Source organism: Stenotrophomonas sp. WZN-1, assembly GCF_002192255.1.
GTDB lineage: Bacteria > Pseudomonadota > Gammaproteobacteria > Xanthomonadales > Xanthomonadaceae > Stenotrophomonas.
On the sequence record NZ_CP021768.1, the window covers coordinates 3069734 to 3088763 of the forward strand.

The 19030-nt window shown below is 65.3% G+C and carries 14 protein-coding genes and 2 tRNA genes; 1 reads left to right on the forward strand and 15 read right to left on the reverse strand.

The annotated features are described in order from the left end of the window. Window positions 1-5 precede the first annotated feature (5 nt). Window positions 6-1565, forward strand: coding sequence for a PepSY-associated TM helix domain-containing protein (locus CCR98_RS14590; RefSeq protein WP_087923182.1), 1560 nt, complete (start codon window positions 6-8; stop codon window positions 1563-1565). Window positions 1566-1654: 89 nt separating this feature from the next. Here the strand turns inward: CCR98_RS14590 and CCR98_RS14595 are convergent, their stop codons facing one another. The 15 genes from CCR98_RS14595 to CCR98_RS14665 form a co-directional block, all read right to left on the reverse strand. Continuing rightward, window positions 1655-2821 carry a glycoside hydrolase family 18 protein gene (locus CCR98_RS14595; protein WP_087923183.1) on the reverse strand — a complete coding sequence of 389 codons (1167 nt, stop codon included), beginning with the start codon at window positions 2819-2821 and terminating at the stop codon, window positions 1655-1657. A 287-nt stretch (window positions 2822-3108) separates the two neighbouring features. After that, window positions 3109-5217, reverse strand: coding sequence for a polyribonucleotide nucleotidyltransferase (gene pnp / locus CCR98_RS14600; RefSeq protein ID WP_014037942.1), 2109 nt, complete (start codon window positions 5215-5217; stop codon window positions 3109-3111). A 151-nt stretch (window positions 5218-5368) separates the two neighbouring features. After that, the gene (gene rpsO / locus CCR98_RS14605; RefSeq protein ID WP_005410445.1) at window positions 5369-5629 is read right to left on the reverse strand and encodes a 30S ribosomal protein S15; all 261 of its coding nucleotides are present in this window, start codon (window positions 5627-5629) and stop codon (window positions 5369-5371) included. Between the two features lie 173 nt (window positions 5630-5802). Beyond that, window positions 5803-6711, reverse strand: a complete 909-nt coding sequence (truB, locus tag CCR98_RS14610) for a tRNA pseudouridine(55) synthase TruB (protein ID WP_087923184.1) — start codon at window positions 6709-6711, stop codon at window positions 5803-5805. 105 nt (window positions 6712-6816) lie between these two features. Continuing rightward, entirely contained in the window at window positions 6817-7200 is a 384-nt protein-coding gene (gene rbfA, locus CCR98_RS14615; RefSeq protein WP_005410447.1) for a 30S ribosome-binding factor RbfA, read from the reverse strand. Between the two features lie 124 nt (window positions 7201-7324). After that, complete coding sequence (gene infB / locus CCR98_RS14620) at window positions 7325-9970, reverse strand: translation initiation factor IF-2 (protein WP_087923185.1); 2646 nt, start codon at window positions 9968-9970, stop codon at window positions 7325-7327. 92 nt (window positions 9971-10062) lie between these two features. Next, a complete protein-coding gene (nusA, locus tag CCR98_RS14625; RefSeq protein WP_005410449.1) occupies window positions 10063-11574 on the reverse strand; it encodes a transcription termination factor NusA in 1512 nt (503 codons plus the stop codon). A gap of 4 nt (window positions 11575-11578) precedes the next feature. After that, on the reverse strand, window positions 11579-12169 hold the full coding sequence (gene rimP, locus CCR98_RS14630) for a ribosome maturation factor RimP (protein ID WP_014037945.1): 591 nt from the start codon (window positions 12167-12169) through the stop codon (window positions 11579-11581). 367 nt (window positions 12170-12536) lie between these two features. Further along, window positions 12537-12613: transfer RNA gene (locus tag CCR98_RS14635), tRNA-Met, on the reverse strand. A gap of 82 nt (window positions 12614-12695) precedes the next feature. After that, window positions 12696-12772, reverse strand: a tRNA-Met gene (locus tag CCR98_RS14640). Between the two features lie 127 nt (window positions 12773-12899). Beyond that, entirely contained in the window at window positions 12900-14360 is a 1461-nt protein-coding gene (gene nuoN / locus CCR98_RS14645; protein WP_075677141.1) for an NADH-quinone oxidoreductase subunit NuoN, read from the reverse strand. A 15-nt stretch (window positions 14361-14375) separates the two neighbouring features. Further along, window positions 14376-15884: an NADH-quinone oxidoreductase subunit M gene (locus tag CCR98_RS14650; RefSeq protein WP_087923186.1), complete on the reverse strand. Its 1509-nt coding sequence runs from the start codon at window positions 15882-15884 to the stop codon at window positions 14376-14378. A gap of 23 nt (window positions 15885-15907) precedes the next feature. After that, window positions 15908-18064 (reverse strand): NADH-quinone oxidoreductase subunit L, encoded by a 2157-nt coding sequence (nuoL, locus tag CCR98_RS14655; protein WP_087923187.1) that lies wholly within the window; start codon window positions 18062-18064, stop codon window positions 15908-15910. Window positions 18065-18071: 7 nt separating this feature from the next. Continuing rightward, window positions 18072-18377 (reverse strand): NADH-quinone oxidoreductase subunit NuoK, encoded by a 306-nt coding sequence (nuoK, locus tag CCR98_RS14660; protein ID WP_005417921.1) that lies wholly within the window; start codon window positions 18375-18377, stop codon window positions 18072-18074. Next, window positions 18374-19030: an NADH-quinone oxidoreductase subunit J gene (locus CCR98_RS14665; RefSeq protein ID WP_032128645.1), complete on the reverse strand. Its 657-nt coding sequence runs from the start codon at window positions 19028-19030 to the stop codon at window positions 18374-18376. Before CCR98_RS14665 ends, nuoK begins: the two co-directional genes overlap by 4 nt.

Here is a 19030-nt window from a genome sequence, read left to right on the forward strand (position 1 = left end):
ACCCCATGAAGTTCAGCTCGCAGACCCTGCGTACGTTCACCACCCTGCACACCTGGGTCGGCCTGGTTGCCGGCTTCGGCCTGTTCGTGGCCTTCTACGCAGGTGCGCTGACCCTGTTCCACCACGATCTCCCGCTGTGGCAGACCCCAGGCGCAGCCACCGCGTTGCCGGCGGGCCTGGACGACGCACAGTACCTGCTGGAAGACGTGCTGTCGGCACACCCGGAAGCCCGCCGCCACGTCGGCATGACCTTCCCCGGCGCCGAGCATCCACAACCACTGGCCTACTGGCAGGCCGATGACGGCAGCTGGCGCTATGCCTGGCCGGGCCAGATTGCCGGCAGCCCGACGCCACCACAGACCGGGCTGGCCGAACTGGTCAACGAACTGCATTACAGCCTCGGACTGCCGGTGGCCGGCATCTACGTGATGGGCATCGTCAGCCTGCTGTATGGCATGGCGCTGCTGAGCGGCCTGGTGATCCACCTGCCGAAGCTGTTCGGCGACCTGTTCGCGCTGCGGCCGGGCCGCAACCTGAAGCAGCTGTGGCAGGACGCGCACAACGTGATCGGCGTGCTCAGCCTGCCCTTCCACCTGATGTTCGCGGTCACTGGCGCCCTGCTCTGCCTGGTGTTCGTGCAGATGGCCCTGCTCAACCCGTTGATTTACGACGGCAAGGCCCTGCAGGCGGTACCGACCGCAATGGACACCGCGCCGGTGCGCGACGCCAGCGGCATCCCGGCACCGCCGGGCAGCCTGCGCCTGCTGCATGCGCGTGCGCTTGAAGTGGCCCGCGCACAGGGCGTGGCCAACTTCGAGCCGGCCTACCTGAAGCTGGCCAACGCCGGCGATGCCAACGCCACCATCGAAATCACCGGTGAGGCCAGCGGCACGCTCGGCCCGCTCGGCGCGGTAGCGCTGGACGTGACCACCGGCAACCTGCTGGCCTCCCAGCTGCCGGGCCAGCGCGATGCCAACCACGCCACGCTCAGTGCGGCCTACGCACTGCACTTCGGCGAGTTCGGCAACGGCGTCGTGGTCTGGCTGTACTTCCTGCTCGGCCTCGGTGGTGCATTCCTGTTCTACTCCGGCAACCTGTTGTGGATCGAGTCGCGGCGCAAGCGTCGCCAGCCGCAACAGCCACGTGCCGGTGTGAACATGGCGCGGGCCACGGTCGGCGTGTGCATCGGCCTGTGCGTGGCGATCTCGGTCGCGTTCGTCACCGCGCTGGTCCTGGAGCGGCTGGCATCGTCGGCAGTCGACCACGGCATCCGCTGGGCGTGCTTCGGCAGCTGGGGCGCCTGTGCGCTGTGGGCTGCGCTGCGTCGCCCCGCGCAGGCCGCACGCGAACTGCTGTGGGCCGCAGCGATCAGCACTGCGCTGGTGCCGGTCCTGCACGGTGCACTCAATGGTGACTGGCTGTGGCGCGCGGCGGCGCGTGGCCACTGGCCGCTGTTCTGGGTCGATGCCATCGCGCTGGCCATGGCCTTCGGCTTCGCCCGCCTGGCCGTCGCCAGCCAGCGCCGCGCCCGCAACGGGGATCCCAACAGCGTCTGGGCCAATTGAGCGTTCGCCGGGCGTGGCCCGGCGCAACCGTTAGTCGAGCCAGCTCGACTCCGCGAAGGACGGGCTCAATCGCCGATGCGCGCCTTCTGTCAGGGGCCCAGCATGGCGTTGAGCAGGCTGGCCTGTTCGTCGTCGCCGGTCAGCTCCCACATGAAGACGCCGGCCAGGCCCTGTTCGCGGGCGAACTGCGCACGCAGGCCGATCGAGCGCGGGTCTTCATAGCTGATGAAGATCTTCTGCCCGGCGTTGTACAGCCACGGGCTCTGCGCTTGCGGCTGCCAGTGCTTCGTCCAGCCCGGCTGGTCGAGATAGCGCGATTTGATCACGCGCCAGTCGCCGGCATCGGCCGGCGCACTGTAGGACTGGTACAGGCCATCCGGCGCATCGCCGGTGACCTTGAAACCGCGGCCGTAGAACGGCACACCCAGCACCAGCTTGTCGGCCGGCACACCGTGCTCGCGGTAGTACTGCACCGCGCCGGCGACGTTGTTCCAGCGCCGCAGTTCCGGCGCCAGCGGATCAGCCGGCACTTCATGCAGGGGCGCATTGAAGGTCGACACCGATGAGAAGCCGGTGCCCATGTCGTAGCTCATCAGGTTGATGAAATCGAACACCTTGGCCAGCGCCGGCAGGTCATAGCTTGCGGCTGGATCGTAGGGGCCATCGGTCTGCAGGCGACCGGCGGCCAGCGCGGCGGTCAACAGCATCGGCTGCCCGAGCTTGCGGCCACGCGCATCGAGGGCTACGCGGAAGGCCTGCGCGAGCCGGGTCAGATTGGCGCGGTCCTGCGGGCGGTGTGCCAGCTCCTTCGGCCCACCACTGACCGGGAACTCCCAGTCGATGTCCACGCCATCGAAGCTGTCGGCATGACGATCGAAGAACAGCGCCATGCACGAGTCGACCAGGCGCTTGCGGCTGGCTTCGGTCAGCGCTGCATCGGAGAAGCCGCCCGCGCCCCAGCCACCGATCGAAATCAGCGTGCGCAGATGCGGGTGGGCCTTTTTCAGCTCAGCCAGTGCAGCGAAATTCTTCGGCGCTTCCGCGCCGATCGTGCAGCGCCCGTCCTCGATGGTGGAGAACGCGTAGAACAGGTGGGTGAGGCGCTCGGCGGGAATGTTCGAGACCGGATAGCGCTCGGCCGAGCCGCCGGGGTAGTAGGCACCGAAGATCGGCGGCGGCGCCGGCGCGGCGTGCGCGGCGATGGGCAAGGCACCGGCAATCAGCACGGCAAGGACGGCCACGGTCTGGCGGAACATGGGATCTCCCGGTTCTAAGGCGCAGCCACGTTAGCAAACCGATGCGCCTGCGGTACGGATGTCGCGGCATGTCGTCCCGTGGACAGGCGCGATCCGCGCAACCGTGACAGAACGATGGCCACGTGGCGGCGCTCAGGCACTGCGGCAGGACATGCAGCGACTTCGATGGGCGGCTCTTCGTGACATCGAGGCAAAGAAAAAGCGGGCCGAAGCCCGCTTTCTCATTTCAGCGATTCCAGAAGCGTGCCAACCAAGGTTGACACCTACCGCGATCAGCCGTTGGCCGATTACTCGGCGCTGACGGCGTCGCCTTCTTCCACGGCCTTCATCGACAGGCGGATACGGCCCTGCTTGTCGACTTCCAGCACCTTGACCTTGACCACATCGCCTTCCTTCAGCACGTCGCCGACCTTCTCGACGCGATCGCTGGAGATCTGCGACACGTGGACCAGACCGTCCTTGCCCGGCAGGATGGTGACGAACGCACCGAAGTCCATGATCTTGGCGACCTTGCCTTCGTAGATGCGGCCCGGCTCGACGTCCGAGGTGATCTGCTCGATGCGGGCCTTGGCGGCCTGGGCAGCGATGGCATTGACCGAAGCGATGACGATGGTGCCGTCATCCTGGATGTCGATCTGGGTGCCGGTTTCCTTGGTGATGGCCTGGATGGTCGAGCCACCCTTGCCGATCACTTCGCGGATCTTGTCCGGGTGGATCTTGATGGTCAGCAGGCGCGGCGCGTAGTCCGACAGCTCTTCACGCGGAGCGGTCAGGCCGTGGGCCATCTCGCCCAGGATGTGCAGACGGCCAGCCTTGGCCTGCTGCAGGGCCTGCTTCATGATCTCTTCGGTGATGCCTTCGATCTTGATGTCCATCTGCAGGGCGGAGATGCCCTCAGCGGTACCGGCCACCTTGAAGTCCATGTCGCCCAGGTGATCTTCGTCACCCAGGATGTCGGACAGGACGACGAAGCGCTCGCCTTCCTTGACCAGGCCCATGGCGATACCGGCCACCGGCGCCTTCACCGGAACGCCGGCGTCCATCAGGGCCAGCGACGAGCCGCAGACCGACGCCATCGACGAGGAACCGTTCGACTCGGTGATTTCCGAGACGACGCGGATGGTGTACGGGAAGGATTCCAGCGACGGCATGACAGCCAGCACGCCGCGCTTGGCCAGGCGGCCGTGGCCGATTTCACGGCGCTTCGGGCCCATCATGCGGCCGCACTCACCCACCGAGAACGGAGGGAAGTTGTAGTGGAACAGGAAGTTTTCCTTGTACTCACCGGCAACGGCGTCGATGACCTGGCCATCACGGGCGGTGCCCAGGGTGATGGTCACGATGGCCTGGGTTTCGCCACGGGTGAACAGCGAGGAACCGTGGGTACGCGGCAGCACGCCGGTCTTCACGGCGATCGGGCGGACGGTGTCCAGCGCACGGCCGTCGATACGGACCTTGGTGTCCAGCACGGAGTCACGCATGGTGCGGTATTCCAGCTCGCCGAATTCCTTCGACAGCTCGGCCGGGTTCCAGCCTTCAGCGGCCACGCGGCCAGCCAGGGTTTCGACCACGTCCTTCTTGATCGCCGAGATGGCATCGCGGCGCTGCAGCTTGTCACGCACCTGGAAGGCTTCGCCCAGGCGCGGGCCGATGGCTTCCTTCAGGGCGGAGATCAGCGCGTCGTTCTTGGCCGGGGCTTCCCAGGTCGACGGCTTGGTGCCGGCTTCGACGGTCAGCTCGTTGATCGCGTTGATGACCTTCTGCATTTCGCGGTGACCGAAGGTCACGGCGCCCAGCATCACTTCTTCGGACAGCAGCGCGGCTTCGGATTCAACCATCAGCACGGCGTTGGAGGTACCGGCGACGACCAGCTCCAGCTGCGAGTCAGCCAGTTCGCTGACGGTCGGGTTCAGGATGTACTCGCCGTTCTTGTAACCGACCTTGGCCGCGCCGATCGGACCCATGAACGGGGTGCCAGCCAGGGCCAGGGCAGCCGAAGCACCGATCAGGGCCGGGATGTCACCGTCCACGTCCGGGTTCAGCGACATCACCGTGGCGATGATCTGCACTTCGTTCTTGTAGTCTTCCGGGAACAGCGGGCGGATCGGACGGTCGATCAGACGCGAGATCAGGGTTTCCTTCTCGGTCGCACGGCCTTCGCGCTTGAAGAAACCACCCGGGATACGGCCGCCGGCGTAGAACTTTTCCTGATAATCGACGGTCAGCGGGAAGAAGTCCTGGCCTTCGCGCGCGCTCTTGGCGGCGACGGCGGTGACCAGCAGTACGGTGTCGTCCATCTTGACGATGACGGCGCCGCTGGCCTGACGGGCGACTTCGCCGGTCTCAAGCGTGACGGTGTGCTTGCCGTACTGGAAGGTTTTGGTGATTTTTGCCACGGAGGGTGTCCTTGGGGATGCTGTCTGCGAATTTGGACCGTCGGCGACCCTTGCCGCCAGCGGGTGGCCGGATCGTTCCGGCCTGAATCGGGGATTGCGGTGCTACAAAACAAAACCGCGGCGCATCGCTGCGCCGCGGGGGATTCGTTGCTTAGCGACGCAGGCCAAGCTTCTCGATCAGGGCCTTGTAACGCTCGACGTCCTTCTTCTTCAGGTAGTCGAGCAGGCTGCGACGGCGGTTGACCATCTGCAGCAGGCCGCGGCGGCTGTGGTGGTCCTTCTTGTGGGTCTTGAAGTGGCCGGTCAGCAGTTCGATGCGGGCGGTCAGCAGCGCAACCTGGACTTCCGGGGAGCCGGTGTCAGCCGAGCTGCGCTTGTTGTCTTCAATGACCTTCTGGGTGTCGATCGACATTTCTTTTTTCTCTGTGATGCGTGGCCGGCAGGAACGCGCTTCGCGCACCGCCAGGCTCGCCGTGGACTACGAGGATGAAACCTGCGCGAGGCAGGTTGCCGGAAAACGGCCGCGAAATTGTAACGGTCGGGGGCTTCCGGGACAAGGACCGGGGCTGAACCACCCGGCCCCGATCAGAGGTTGAAACGGCGCTGCGGGGCCAGCAGGCCACTGTCGTCGACCTGGCCCAGGCCCTGGACAGCATCGTCCGGACCAAACACCGCCACCAGGCCGCGCGGCCAGGACAGGTCGCGCTGGCGCTGGCCGACACAGAACCGGTGGGCCTGGTCGGCATCCAGGTCGACCCTCGGGTATTCAGCCAGGCCGGCCGCCAGCGGCAGCAGCAGCGCATCCATGCCGGCCTCGTCACCGGCCTCGACCATCGCCCGCAGCTGGTCCAGCGTGACCATGGCGGGCTCGCGGAACGGCTCGACCCAGAGCCGGCGCAGGGCGCTGATGTGGGCGCCGCAGCCCAGGCTTTCGCCGAGATCGCGGGCCAGGCTGCGGATGTAGGTACCCGAGCCGCAGGTCACGCGCAGCCGCAGCCGTTCCGGCTGCTGCTCCAGCACCTCGATGGCGTGCACCTGCACCTCGCGTTCGGGCGCTTCGATGACGTCGCCGCGGCGGGCCTTCACATACAGCGGTTCACCGCCCTGCTTCAGCGCCGAATAGATCGGGGCGCGCTGGCGGATGCTGCCGGTCAGCGGCGCCAACGCAGCCTGCAGGGCCTCGGTACTGATCGCCGGCACCGGGCGCTGCAGCAGCACCTGGCCTTCGGCATCGTCGGTATCGGTGGTCTGGCCGAGCACGATCTCGGCGTCGTAGGCCTTGGCCGAACCCAGCAGCAGGCCGGCGATCTTGGTCGCCTCACCGAAGCACAGCGGCAGCAGGCCGGTGGCCAGCGGGTCGAGGCTGCCGGTATGCCCCCCCTTCTCGGCGCGGAACAGGCGGCGCGCCACCTGCAGGGCAGCGTTGGAGCTCATGCCGGTCGACTTGTCGAGCAGCAGGATGCCATCCAGGCGGCGGAACTGAATTCGGGTCATGACAGGAGTGTGTAGAGCCGGGCCATGCCCGGCTGCCGCAGCGCGGCCCGCTGGGGCTTCGCGTTGCCGGAATGGAAAGACGCCGGGCATCGGCCCGGCGCTACCTTATTCTTCGTCGCTCTCGCGACGCTTCTCGGCGGCCAGCGTATCGGGCAGGTCGCGCAGGATGTTGTCGATGTGCTCACCACGGTCGACCGAGTCGTCGTAGTGGAAATGCAGCTCCGGCACGTGGCGCAGCTTCATCGCACGGGCCAGGTCCATGCGCAGGCGGTAGCCCAGTTCCTTCAGGCCTGCCACGGCTTCAGCCGAACGTTCCGGCATCAGCGCGGTGACGAACACCTTGGCATGGGCCATGTCGCGGGTGATTTCCACGTCGGACACGCTCACCGAGGGCAACCCGTGCTCGCGCACGGCGTTGTGCACCAGGGTGCCGAGTTCACGGCGCAGCTGGGCGGAGACACGGTCGGTTCGATGGAAAGTCTTGGGCACGCGGTCGGGCTCTTGATTTGAATGTGACCCGACCAAGGTCGGGTCCTACCAGGAGGAGCGGCCCGACCAAGGCCGGGCCCCACCAGGGGGCGGACCGGCCCGTGAGGGCCGGCCCACTGCAGCATTACAGGGTGCGCGGCACTTCAATACGCTCGAAGCACTCGATCTGGTCACCCGGCTTGACGTCGTTGTACGCCTTCACCGCGATACCGCATTCGGTACCGTTGCGGACTTCTTCGACGTTCTCCTTGAAGCGACGCAGCGATTCCAGCTCGCCCTCGAAGATCACCACGCTGTCGCGCAGCACGCGGATCGGCTTGTTGCGCTTGACCACGCCCTCGATGACCATCGAGCCGGCGACGGCGCCCAGCTTGGAGCTGCGGAAGACGTCGCGGACCTCGGCGATACCGATGATCTCTTCGCGGATCTCCACGCCCAGCAGACCGGAGGCCACCTGCTTCACCTGATCGATCACGTCATAGATGATCGAGAAGTAGCGCAGGTCGACGCCGTTGGATTCAATGATGCGACGGGCCGAAGCATCCGCACGCACGTTGAAGCCGATGACGGTGGCCTTCGAAGCGGCCGCCGAGTTGGCGTCCGACTCGGTGATGCCGCCCACGCCGGAGTGGATCACGTTGATGCGGATGTCTTCGTTGGACAGCGCGACCAGTGCCTGGCTCAGGGCCTGCACCGAACCCTGCACGTCGGCCTTGATGACCAGGTTGAGGACCTGCTGGCCCTCGCCCTTGCCCAGGGTCGCCATGATGTCTTCCATGCGGCTGCCAGCGGTGGCGACCAAGCGCGATTCACGACGCTTGGTCTCACGCTGCTGGGCAACGTCCTTGGCCAGACGCTCGTCCTCGACCACCACGAAGTCGTCACCGGCCTCCGGCACACCGGACAGGCCAAGGACCTGCACCGGGATGGACGGGCCGGCGAACTCCGGCTGCTTGCCGGTTTCGTCGAACAGCGCACGCACGCGGCCGTACTGGATGCCGCACACCAGGTAGTCGCCCTTCTTCAGGCGGCCCTGCTGCACCAGCACGGTAGCGACCGGGCCGCGGCCCTTGTCCAGCGACGATTCGATCACCACGCCCGAGGCGCGGCCTTCGTCGACGGCCTTCAGTTCCAGCAGTTCGGCCTGCACCGACACCGCATCCAGCAGGTCGTCGATGCCCAGGCCGGTCTTGGCCGAGATCTCCACCATCTGGATGTCACCACCGAAGTCTTCGGCCACGACCTGCTCGGAGAGCAGCTCGTTCTTGACCCGCATCGGGTCGGCGCCGGACTTGTCGATCTTGTTGATCGCCACGATCAGCGGCACACCCGCCGAACGGGCGTGCTGGATCGCTTCCTTGGTCTGCGGCATGACGCCGTCGTCGGCGGCAACCACCAGCACCACGATGTCGGTCAGCTTGGCACCGCGGGCACGCATCGAGGTGAACGCGGCGTGGCCCGGGGTATCCAGGAAGCTGATGACGCCCTTGGGCGTATCGACGTGGTAGGCACCGATGTGCTGGGTAATGCCACCGGCTTCGCCGTGGGCGACCTTGGTGCGGCGGATGTAATCCAGCAGCGAGGTCTTGCCGTGGTCGACGTGACCCATGATGGTGACCACCGGCGGGCGCTGCACGGCTTCGCCCTGGTTTTCACCGGTCGAGGCCAGCAGTGCGTCTTCGGCATCGTTGTCGTTGGCACGGATCGCCTTGTGGCCGAGCTCTTCGGTCACCAGCGCAGCGGTGTCGTGGTCGATGGACTGGGTGATGGTCGCCATCACGCCCATCTTGAACAGCGCCTTCACCACCTCGCCACCCTTCAGCGCGAGCTTCTGCGCCAGGTCGGCCACGGTGATGGTCTCGCCGATCGCCACTTCACGCACGACCGGTGCGGTCGGACGTTCGAAGGCGTGCGGACCGGCGTTGTTGCCACCACGCGACATGTCGCGACGGCCACCGCTCTGGTTGCGGCCACCCGGACGACCACGGTTGTTGCTGTTGTTGCTGTTGCCACGGCGCGCACGGTCGGCAGCCGACAGGTGCATCTGGCCGGCGAAACGATCACCCGGGCCACGCTCGTTGCGCGGCGCGCTGCGGTTGTTGCGGTCGTCGCTGCGCGGCGGCGGCGGAGCACCACGCGGCGCAGCCGGGGCGGCAGCCGCGGCGCGCGGCGGGCGCGGCGCGGTTTCGTCGATCGGAGCACGCTTGGGCTTGCTGGCAGCCAGCGCCTCGGCCGCCTTGGCGGCAGCCGCAGCTTCCTCGGCCGCCTTCTTCTCGGCTTCGGCACGCTCCTTGGCGGCAACCTCTTCCTCACGGGCGCGGACGATGGCCTCGTCGCGCAGACGATCCTTCTCGGCCAGGGCCTGCTGTTCGGCAAGGTTGCGGGCACGCGATTCTTCCAGCTTGCGCAGGATGTCGGCGCGCTCTTCGTCCGGAGTCATGGCGCGAGCACCATCCTTGACGTAGGTACGCTTCTGGCGCACCTCGACATTCACGGTCGTCTTGCTGCGACCGGAATTGACCGTCACTTCCTGCTGCTTCCGGCGGTTGAGCGTGATCTTCTTTGCAGACTGATCGGTCTCTTCCGGGGCCTGCTCGGGCTTGCCGTGCGAACGACGAAGGAAGCCCAGGAGCTTAACCTTCTCGGAGCTGGTCACGACCTGGTCGGGACCGCTGAACTTCATGCCGGCACCGGCCAGCTGTTCCAGCAGTTTTTCGACCGGCGTGTTGACCAGTTCGGCAAGCTTGCGGATGGTGGTTTGCTGCGACATTCGGATCCTATGATCTTGTGGGCGCCCCCCCGCATGTGGAGGTGGCGCGGATTCTACGCCCTGAGCGGCTCAGGGCCCTGTTCATTGCCGGCTCATTCGCCGCGTTCCAGTCGGGCGATCTCCTCGGCACGGGCGGCCAGGATCAGCGCAGCGGCGCGCGCCTGATCCAGTCCTTCGATGCCGAAGTCCATGACCTCGTCGGCGGCCAGGTCGGACAGGTCCTCGCTGGTACGCACGCCGTGGCCGGCCAGCGCATATGCGGTGGCTTCGTCCATGCCCTTCAGGGACAGCAGGTCCTGCGCCGGCTGGCCGTCTTCAAGGCCTTCCTCGACTGCCAGGGCCTCATTGAGCAGCGCATCGCGGGCACGGGCGCGCAGCTCTTCGACGATGTCTTCGTCGAAACCTTCCACGGCCAGCAGTTCGCCGACCGGGACATATGCGATTTCCTCGACGGTGCCGAAGCCTTCGCTGACCAGGATGCCGGCGATTTCCTCGTCCACTTCCAGCTTGTCCATGAACAGCTGGCGGGCCGAAGCCTGCTCGGCTTCCGATTTGGCGGTGACCTGGTCCTGGGTCATCACGTTGAGCTGCCAGCCGGTCAGGCGGCTGGCCAGGCGCACGTTCTGGCCGCCCTTGCCGATCGCCTGGGCCAGGCGGTCTTCAGCAACAGCCAGGTCCATCGAGTGCTTGTCTTCATCGACGATGATCGACTGCACTTCGGCCGGCGCCATCGCGTTGATGACGAAGTTGGCCGGGTTGTCGTTCCACAGCACGATGTCCACGCGCTCACCATTGAGCTCGTTGGACACGGCCTGCACGCGCGAACCGCGCATGCCGATGCAGGCACCGATCGGATCGGTGCGCTGGTCGTGGGCCAGCACGGCGATCTTGGCGCGGTCGCCCGGATCGCGGGCGCAGGCCTTGATTTCCACCAGGCCCTGGCCGACTTCCGGCACTTCCAGCTTGAACAGCTCGATCATGAATTCCGGGGCGGCACGGCTGATGAACAGCTGCGGGCCACGCGGCTCCGAGCGCACTTCGGCCAGGTAGCCGCGCACGCGGTCACCGGCGCGCAGCACGTCGCGCGGAATGCCCTTGTCCTTCGGGATGAAGCCTTCGGCGTTGCCACCGAGGTCGACATAGATGTTGCCGCGCTCGGCGCGCTTGACCACGCCGGTGATCAGTTCACCCACGCGATCCTTCCACGCATCCACGACCTGCTGGCGCTCGGCTTCGCGCACGCGCTGGACGATGACCTGCTTGGCGGCCTGGGCAGCAATGCGGCCGAAGTCCGGGTTCTCGATCTGCTCTTCGATGTAGTCGCCGACGTCCACGCCTTCGGCTTCATCGACGGCATCCATCAGGCGGATCTGGCGGTCCGGCGATTCCATGACCACGTCATCGGCCACCACCTCCCAGCGGCGGAAGGTTTCGTAGCTGCCATCCTTGTGGTCGATGACCACGCGGGTCAGCACTTCCTCGTCGGGATAGCGCTTCTTCGCTGCCGAGGCCAGGGCGGCCTCGATGGCATCGAAGATCACTTCACGCGGCACGCCCTTCTCGTTGGCGACTGCGTCGACTACCAGCAACAGTTCCTTGCTCATTGGCTCACTCCGCGCGCGGCTTCTTTGCCGCCGGCTCGTTGGAAGAAGAATTCTTGTTCGGCTTCGGACGCTTCGGTGCCGGACCGGTCGGCTTGCTCGGGGCCAGCCCCAGCGCCACCCAGTCGGGCATGATCCGTGCCTTGTCGATGTTGTCGGCCGACACGACCACTTCGGCCTTGTCGACGATGAAAGTGATGGTGTCCGCGGCCTCGTCGGTCGCTTCGATGCGGCCCTGCAGGCGACGACGGTTGTCCTGCGGCAGCTTCAGCGTGACCTTGGCCATTTCGCCGAGGTGACGGCCGAACTGCTCCAGGTTGAACAGCGGACGGTCGACGCCCGGCGAAGACACTTCCAGCGTGTAGTTGCCGCTGATCGGGTCTTCGACGTCCATCTGCGCCGACACTTCGCGGCTGACGCGCTCGCAGTCGTCGACATTGATGATGCGCTCGGGCTGTTCAGCCAGCGGCACGTCGATGTAAAGGCGCAGGGTCGCACCGCCGGGGGCCGGCAGATACTCAACGCCCAGCAGCTCCAGGCCCAGCGACACAACGGTCGGGGCGAGCAGATTCGCGATGTCGGTTGCCTTGTCGCTCACAGCCTGCCTTGATCTCTATGGTTGGGTGCCGGCCTTGGCCGACGTGGAAACATGACGCCCCGGAAACGACAAAGGGCCCGCTGGGCCCCTTTTCCGGAAAGACTCCGGTGACTGGATTCCGGTTGCAACCTGCATTGCCTGCCGGTTGCGGCCCTCCTTCCGGGTCCGGACTCCCGCTGGGAGGCCGCCTTCAGGGGTACTGCTAGGCCGCTGATGATAGCGACTGCACCGCGCTGGTGCAAGGTGCGGACCCGGGGTCAGCCCCCTTTTCCACGGGTGAAGGGGGCCGACCCCGATCACGCAGAAACGACGCAGATGCCAAAGAAAAACGCCTTCGAAGCAGGACTTCGAAGGCGATCTCTTTACTTGGTAGCGGGGGCAGGATTTGAACCTGCGACCTTCGGGTTATGAGCCCGACGAGCTGCCAGACTGCTCCACCCCGCATCAGAAGCGGAATTATGAGTGATTGCTTCAAAACATGCAAGCTTTCCCTCATTCATCAAACCGGTTGGCGCCGATATGACGTTGGTAGCGGGGGCAGGATTTGAACCTGCGACCTTCGGGTTATGAGCCCGACGAGCTGCCAGACTGCTCCACCCCGCACCGGAAGTGTTTGAACTGCTGCCCTGCTCTTTCGAGGAGGGCTACCGCAACGATGTTCTGGCTGAACCGCTGCAGTGACAACTCAGGCTGCGCATATTACACGAATCGCGCAGCTTTGTGTCAACTTTTATGCAAGATGCGCAAATGCCTGCTGGCACCAGACCATGATCGGGTTCCAGGCCAGGCCCAGGGCCAGCAGTGCCAGCGCGTTCACGCCCAGCACCACGCCCAGCACGCGGTCGTTGCTGCGCGGCATGGCCTCACCCACCGGCTCATCGAAGTACATGACCTTGATGACGCGCAGGTAGTAGAAGCAGCCGACCACGGCGCACAGCACGCCGAGGATGGCCAGCCACAGCAGGCCGCCGTTGACGGCCGCGCCCAGCACCGCCAGCTTGGTCCAGAAGCCCAGGAACGGCGGGATGCCGGCCAGCGACGCCATGATGCACAGCACCAGGCCGGCCATCCACGGGTTGCGGGCATTCAGGCCCTTGAAGTCCTCGATGTTCTCGGCTTCGAAGCCGGCACGCGACAGCGCGATGATCGCGCCGAAGGCGGCGGTCGACATGATGGCGTAGGCCAGTGCGTAGAACAGTGCGGCGGCATAGCCCTGCGAACCGCCACCGGCGATGCCCATCAGCAGGAAGCCGATGTGCGAGACGGTGGAGAACGCCAGCATGCGCTTGAGGTTGCTCTGCGCGATGGCCATCAGGTTGCCGATGACCAGCGAGACCGCGGCCAGGCCGGCGATCAGCAGCTGCAGTTCGGTCGACAGCGGGCCCACGCCCATTTCCAGCAGGCGGTACGCCATGCCGAAGGCGGCCAGCTTCGGCGCCGAGCTGATGAACAGCGCGATCGGTGCCGGGGCACCCTGATACACGTCCGGCAGCCACATGTGGAACGGCGCGGCACCCAGCTTGAAGGCGACGCCGGCGATCATGAACACCGCACCGGTGATCAGCAGCACGCGCTCTTCCGAGTGCGGGATGGCCTCGCGGATGACGTCCAGGTGCAGGCTGCCGGTGGCGCCGTAGATCAGCGACATGCCGTACAGCAGCAGGCCGGAGGCCAGCGAACCCAGCACGATGTACTTCATCGCCGCTTCCGAGGCCAGGCCGTTTTCGCGGTTGCTGGCGACCAGGGCGTAGGAGCACAGCGCCAGCAGTTCCAGGCCCAGGTAGACCATCAGCAGGCTGCCGGCCGAGACCAGGATCATCATGCCGGCGGTGCCGAACAGGATCAGCACCGGGATCTCGCCCTGGAACAGGTTGCGGTCACGCAGGTAGCGCCAGCCGTAGACCAGGGTCAGGCCGCTGAGCAGCACGATCCCGGTCTTCATCACGTCCGCGGCGGTATCGCGCACGAACATGCCATGGAAGACCTCCCCCTGCCCGCCCACGCCGGTGGCCAGCATGAACAGCACCACGGCCAGCGCAGCGAGCGAGAACAGGTGGGTGACGATCTTGTTCCGGTTGCTGACGAACAGGTCGAGGATCATCAGGGCGAAGGCGCTGCCGATCAGCACCAGCTCGGGAGCGAGCGGTGGCAGGTCAGCGGCGGTCAATGGCAGCAGCGGCGAGGTGGTCATCATCAAATCCTGGAATTACAGCAGCTTGCTGGATGCGATCTGCATCGCCAGCTTCGCGATCGAGGGCTCCATCAGGTCGGTCAGCGGCTTGGGATAGATGCCCAGCGCCAGCACGCCAATGGCGAACACGCCCAGCACCAGCCATTCGCGGCCGTTGATGTCCTTCAGTTCGGCAACATGGCTGTTGGCCACTTCACCGAAGAAGATGCGCTTGTACAGCCACAGGGTGTAGGCGGCGCCGATGATCAGGGTGGTGGCCGCGCCCAGGGCGATCCACGGATTACGCTGGAAGGCCGACAGGATGACCATGAACTCGCCGACGAAACCGCTGGTACCCGGCAGGCCCGCATTGGCCATGAAGAACAGCATGGCGAAGGTGGCGAACCACGGCATCACGTTGACCACGCCGCCGTAATCGGCGATGCGGCGGCTGTGCATGCGGTCGTACAGCACGCCGACGCAGGAGAACATCGCGCCGGACACGAAGCCGTGCGAGATCATCTGCACCATGGCGCCCTGCAGGCCCAGGCGGGCGGCGTCGGCGTTGCCGGCTTCACGCACCAACCACAGGGCGATGAAGGTGCCCAGGGTGACGAAGCCCATGTGCGCGATCGACGAATAGGCGATCAGCTTCTTCATGTCGTCCTGCACCAGGGCGACCAGGCCGACGTAGATCACGGCGATCAGCGACAGCGCGATCACCAGCCAGGCCCATTCCTGCGATGCGTCCGGGACGATCGGCAGGTTGAAGCGCAGGAAGCCGTAGCCACCGATCTTCAGCGCGATGGCGGCCAGGATCACCGAACCGGCGGTCGGCGCTTCCACGTGGGCATCCGGCAGCCAGGTGTGGACCGGGAACATCGGCACCTTGACCGCGAAGGCGATCAGGAAGGCGAAGAAGATCCAGGTCTGTTCCTTGGCCGACAGCGGCAGCGCGTACAGGTCGGCCAGCTGGAAGCTGCCGCCCTTCAGGTACAGGTAGATCAGCGCCACCAGCATCAGCACCGAGCCGAGGAAGGTGTACAGGAAGAACTTCAGCGCGGCGTAGATGCGACGCGGGCCACCCCAGACACCGATGATCAGGAACATCGGGATCAGCATCGCCTCGAAGAACACGTAGAACAGCATCGCGTCCGTGGCCGAGAAGATACCGACCGTGACGCCTTCCAGGATCAGGAAGGCCGCCACGTACTGGTTCACGCGCTTGTCGATGGCGCTCCAGGCGCCGATCAGGGCAAGCACGCTGACCAGGGTGGTCAGCAGGATCAGCGCCACGGCAATGCCGTCCACGCCCAGGTTGTAGCCGATCTTGTACGCCGGGATCCAGGCATGGGTCTCGACGAACTGCAGACCGTCGACGCCCGCGTTGTAGCCGCTCAGCAGCGAGAGGCTCGCCACGAAGGTCAGCACCGCTACGCCCAGAGACGCCCAGCGGGCGGTCTGCGCATCACGGATCGCAAGGATCAGGGCGCCACCGAGGATCGGCAGCCAGATGAGGACACTGAGTAGAGGCCAGTTCGACACGTCTTCTTATTCCGTACAGGTCATCAACGCAGGTAATGCATCAGCACGCCCAGCAGGGCAATCAGGCCGATGATCATCGCGAAGGCGTAGTGATAGAGGAAACCGGATTGGGTACGACGCAGCACGCCGGCTGCGACGTCCACAACACGTGCCGAGAGATTGACCACGCCGTCGACGATGTTGCTGTCGATCCAGCGCGAGACCTTGCCCAGCTTGACGCTGCCACCGGCAAAGCCATCGATCCACAGCTTGTCGAAGCCGTACTTGTTTTCCAGCACCGACACCAGCGGGGCGAAGGTCTTGCGAGCCTTGCCCGACAGGTCCGGCTTCCACAGGTAGAACAGTGCGGCCAGCAGGAAGCCCGCAACGGTCAGCATGAACGCCGGAGCCATCATGCCGTGCAGCGCGAAGGCGACCGGGCCGTGGAACTCTTCACCCAGGAAGCCGATGGTGTTCTTGGCCGGATCGTAGAAGTCCACGACGCCGGTGAAGAACGTATGCGCCTGGCCCTTGATGGCATCGTGCGCATGGTTGCCGGCCCAGTCGGTGCCGTACAGCATCGGACCGATGCTGAAGAAACCGATGGCGATTGACGGAATGGCCAGCAGGATCAGCGGCAGGGTCACCACCCACGGGGTTTCGTGCGGCTCATGCGGACCGTGGCCATGGCCGTGGTCGTCGTGATGCGCATCGCCGTGGTGAGCGTCGGCGGCATGGTGATCGTCATGACCATGATCGTCATGCGCGTCGCGGAAGCGCTCCTTGCCGTGGAAGGTCAGGAACAGCAGGCGGAAGCTGTAGAAGCTGGTGACGATCACGCCACCCAGCACCGCCCAGTAGCCGTACGTGGCCACCCAGTTGTTGGACAGGTGCGCGTGCAGCTCGGCCGCCTCGATGATGGTGTCCTTCGAGTAGAAGCCGGAGAAGAACGGTGTACCGACCAGTGCCAGGGTACCGATCCACATGGTGACGAAGGTGATCGGCATGTACTTGCGCAGGCCGCCCATCTTGCGCATGTCCTGCTCGTGGTGCATCGCGATGATGACCGAGCCGGCACCCAGGAACAGCAGCGCCTTGAAGAAGGCGTGGGTCATCAGGTGGAACACGGCGGCCGAATAGGCCGACACGCCCAGGGCGACGGTCATGTAGCCCAGCTGCGACAGCGTGGAGTACGCAACGACGCGCTTGATGTCGTTCTGCACGATGCCGATCAGGCCGGTGAAGAACGCGGTGGTGGCACCGATGAACAGCACGAAGTTCAGCGCGGTCTGCGACAGCTCGAACAGCGGCGACATGCGGGTGACCATGAAGATACCTGCGGTCACCATCGTCGCGGCGTGGATCAGTGCCGAGATCGGGGTCGGGCCTTCCATCGAGTCCGGCAGCCACACGTGCAGCGGAACCTGGGCCGACTTGCCCATGGCACCGATGAACAGGCAGATGCAGATGACGGTTGCGATCGACCAGATCACCGGCTCGTTCAGCAGCTGCATGCCCAGGATGGTGCCGTCCCAGATCTGCAGCTGGGCGCGCGGGTCGGCAAGCATGCCGGCCTGCGAGAACACCTGCGAGTAGTCCAGGGTGCCGAACACCCACAGCACGCCGGCGATGCCCAGCAGGAAGCCGAAGTCACCGACGCGGTTGACCAGGAACGCCTTCATGTTGGCGAAGATCGCGGTCGGGCGCTTGAACCAGAAGCCGATCAGCAGGTACGACACCAGGCCCACCGCCTCCCAGCCGAAGAACAGCTGCAGGAAGTTGTTGCTCATCACCAGGGTGAGCATCGAGAAGGTGAACAGCGAGATATAGCTGAAGAACCGCTGGTAGCCCGGATCGTCCTGCATGTAGCCGATCGTGTAGATGTGGACCAGCAGCGACACGAAGGTCACCACCACCATCATCATCGCGGTCAGCTTGTCGACCATGAAACCGACGTGGGCCGAGTACTGGCCGACTTCGAAGAACGTGTAGATGTTCTGGTTGAACGGCTGCGCCCCGCCCCACAGCAGCTGGTAGAGCGTGTACATCGACAGGCCGCAGGCAACCGCGACGCCGAGGATGGTGATGGTCTGCGCGCCGAAGCGCTTGACCTGGCGACCGAACAGGCCGGCGATGATGCTGCCGAACAGCGGTGCAAGCACCACTGCGATCAACAGACTCTTGGAGAGAGTGATTTCCATCTGTGGATCAGCCCTTCAACGAATCGACTTCGCCGACATTGATCGTGCGGCGGGTACGGAACAGGGTCACCAGGATCGCCAGGCCGATGGCGGCTTCCGCGGCGGCGACGGTCAGGATGAAGAACACGAACAGCTGGCCGGACGGATCGCCCAGCTGACGCGAGAAGCCGACGAAATTGATGTTCACCGACAGCAGCATCAGTTCGATCGACATCAGCAGGACGATGACGTTCTTCCGGTTGAGGAAGATGCCGGCCAGGCTGATGGCGAACAGCACCGCGCCCAGCGCAAGGATGTGGCCAAGGGTAATCACGGCTGGGTCTCCTCGCCGGCGGCCGGCTTGCTGTTGCTGTGCACGACCGGCGCTTCGGCGCCCATCTTGACCATGCGCAGGCGCTGACCGGCCTTGACCATGGTCTGCTCACCCGGGTTCTGGCTCTTCACGCCGGTACGGCGGCGCAGGGTCAGCATCACGGCGGCAACCACGGCCACGGTCAGGATGACCGCGGCGAACTCGAACGGCAGCAGGTACTCGGTGAACAGCGTACGCGCCAGCCAGGTGACGTTGGAGCTGTCGGCAGCGACTGCGGCGGCGTTGTCGGCCGGGAACGGGTTGACCGCCCTGCCCTTCACGCCGATCAGGATCAGCATCTGCACCAGCATCGCCACGGCAACAATAAGACCGACCGGCAGGTAGCGGACCCAGCCCTCACGCAGCTTGGTGGGATCGATGTCCAGCATCATCACCACGAACAGGAACAGCACCATCACCGCACCGACATAGACCAGCACCAGCGCCACGCCGAGGAACTCGGCGCCGACCAGCAGCCACACGCAGGCGATGGAGAAGAAGGTCAGCACCAGGCAGAGCACGGCGTGAACCGGGTTGCGCACGCTGATCACCGCACCGGCCGAAACCGTTGCCGCGATGGCGAACACCCAGAAAGCGATATTTACCCAATCCAT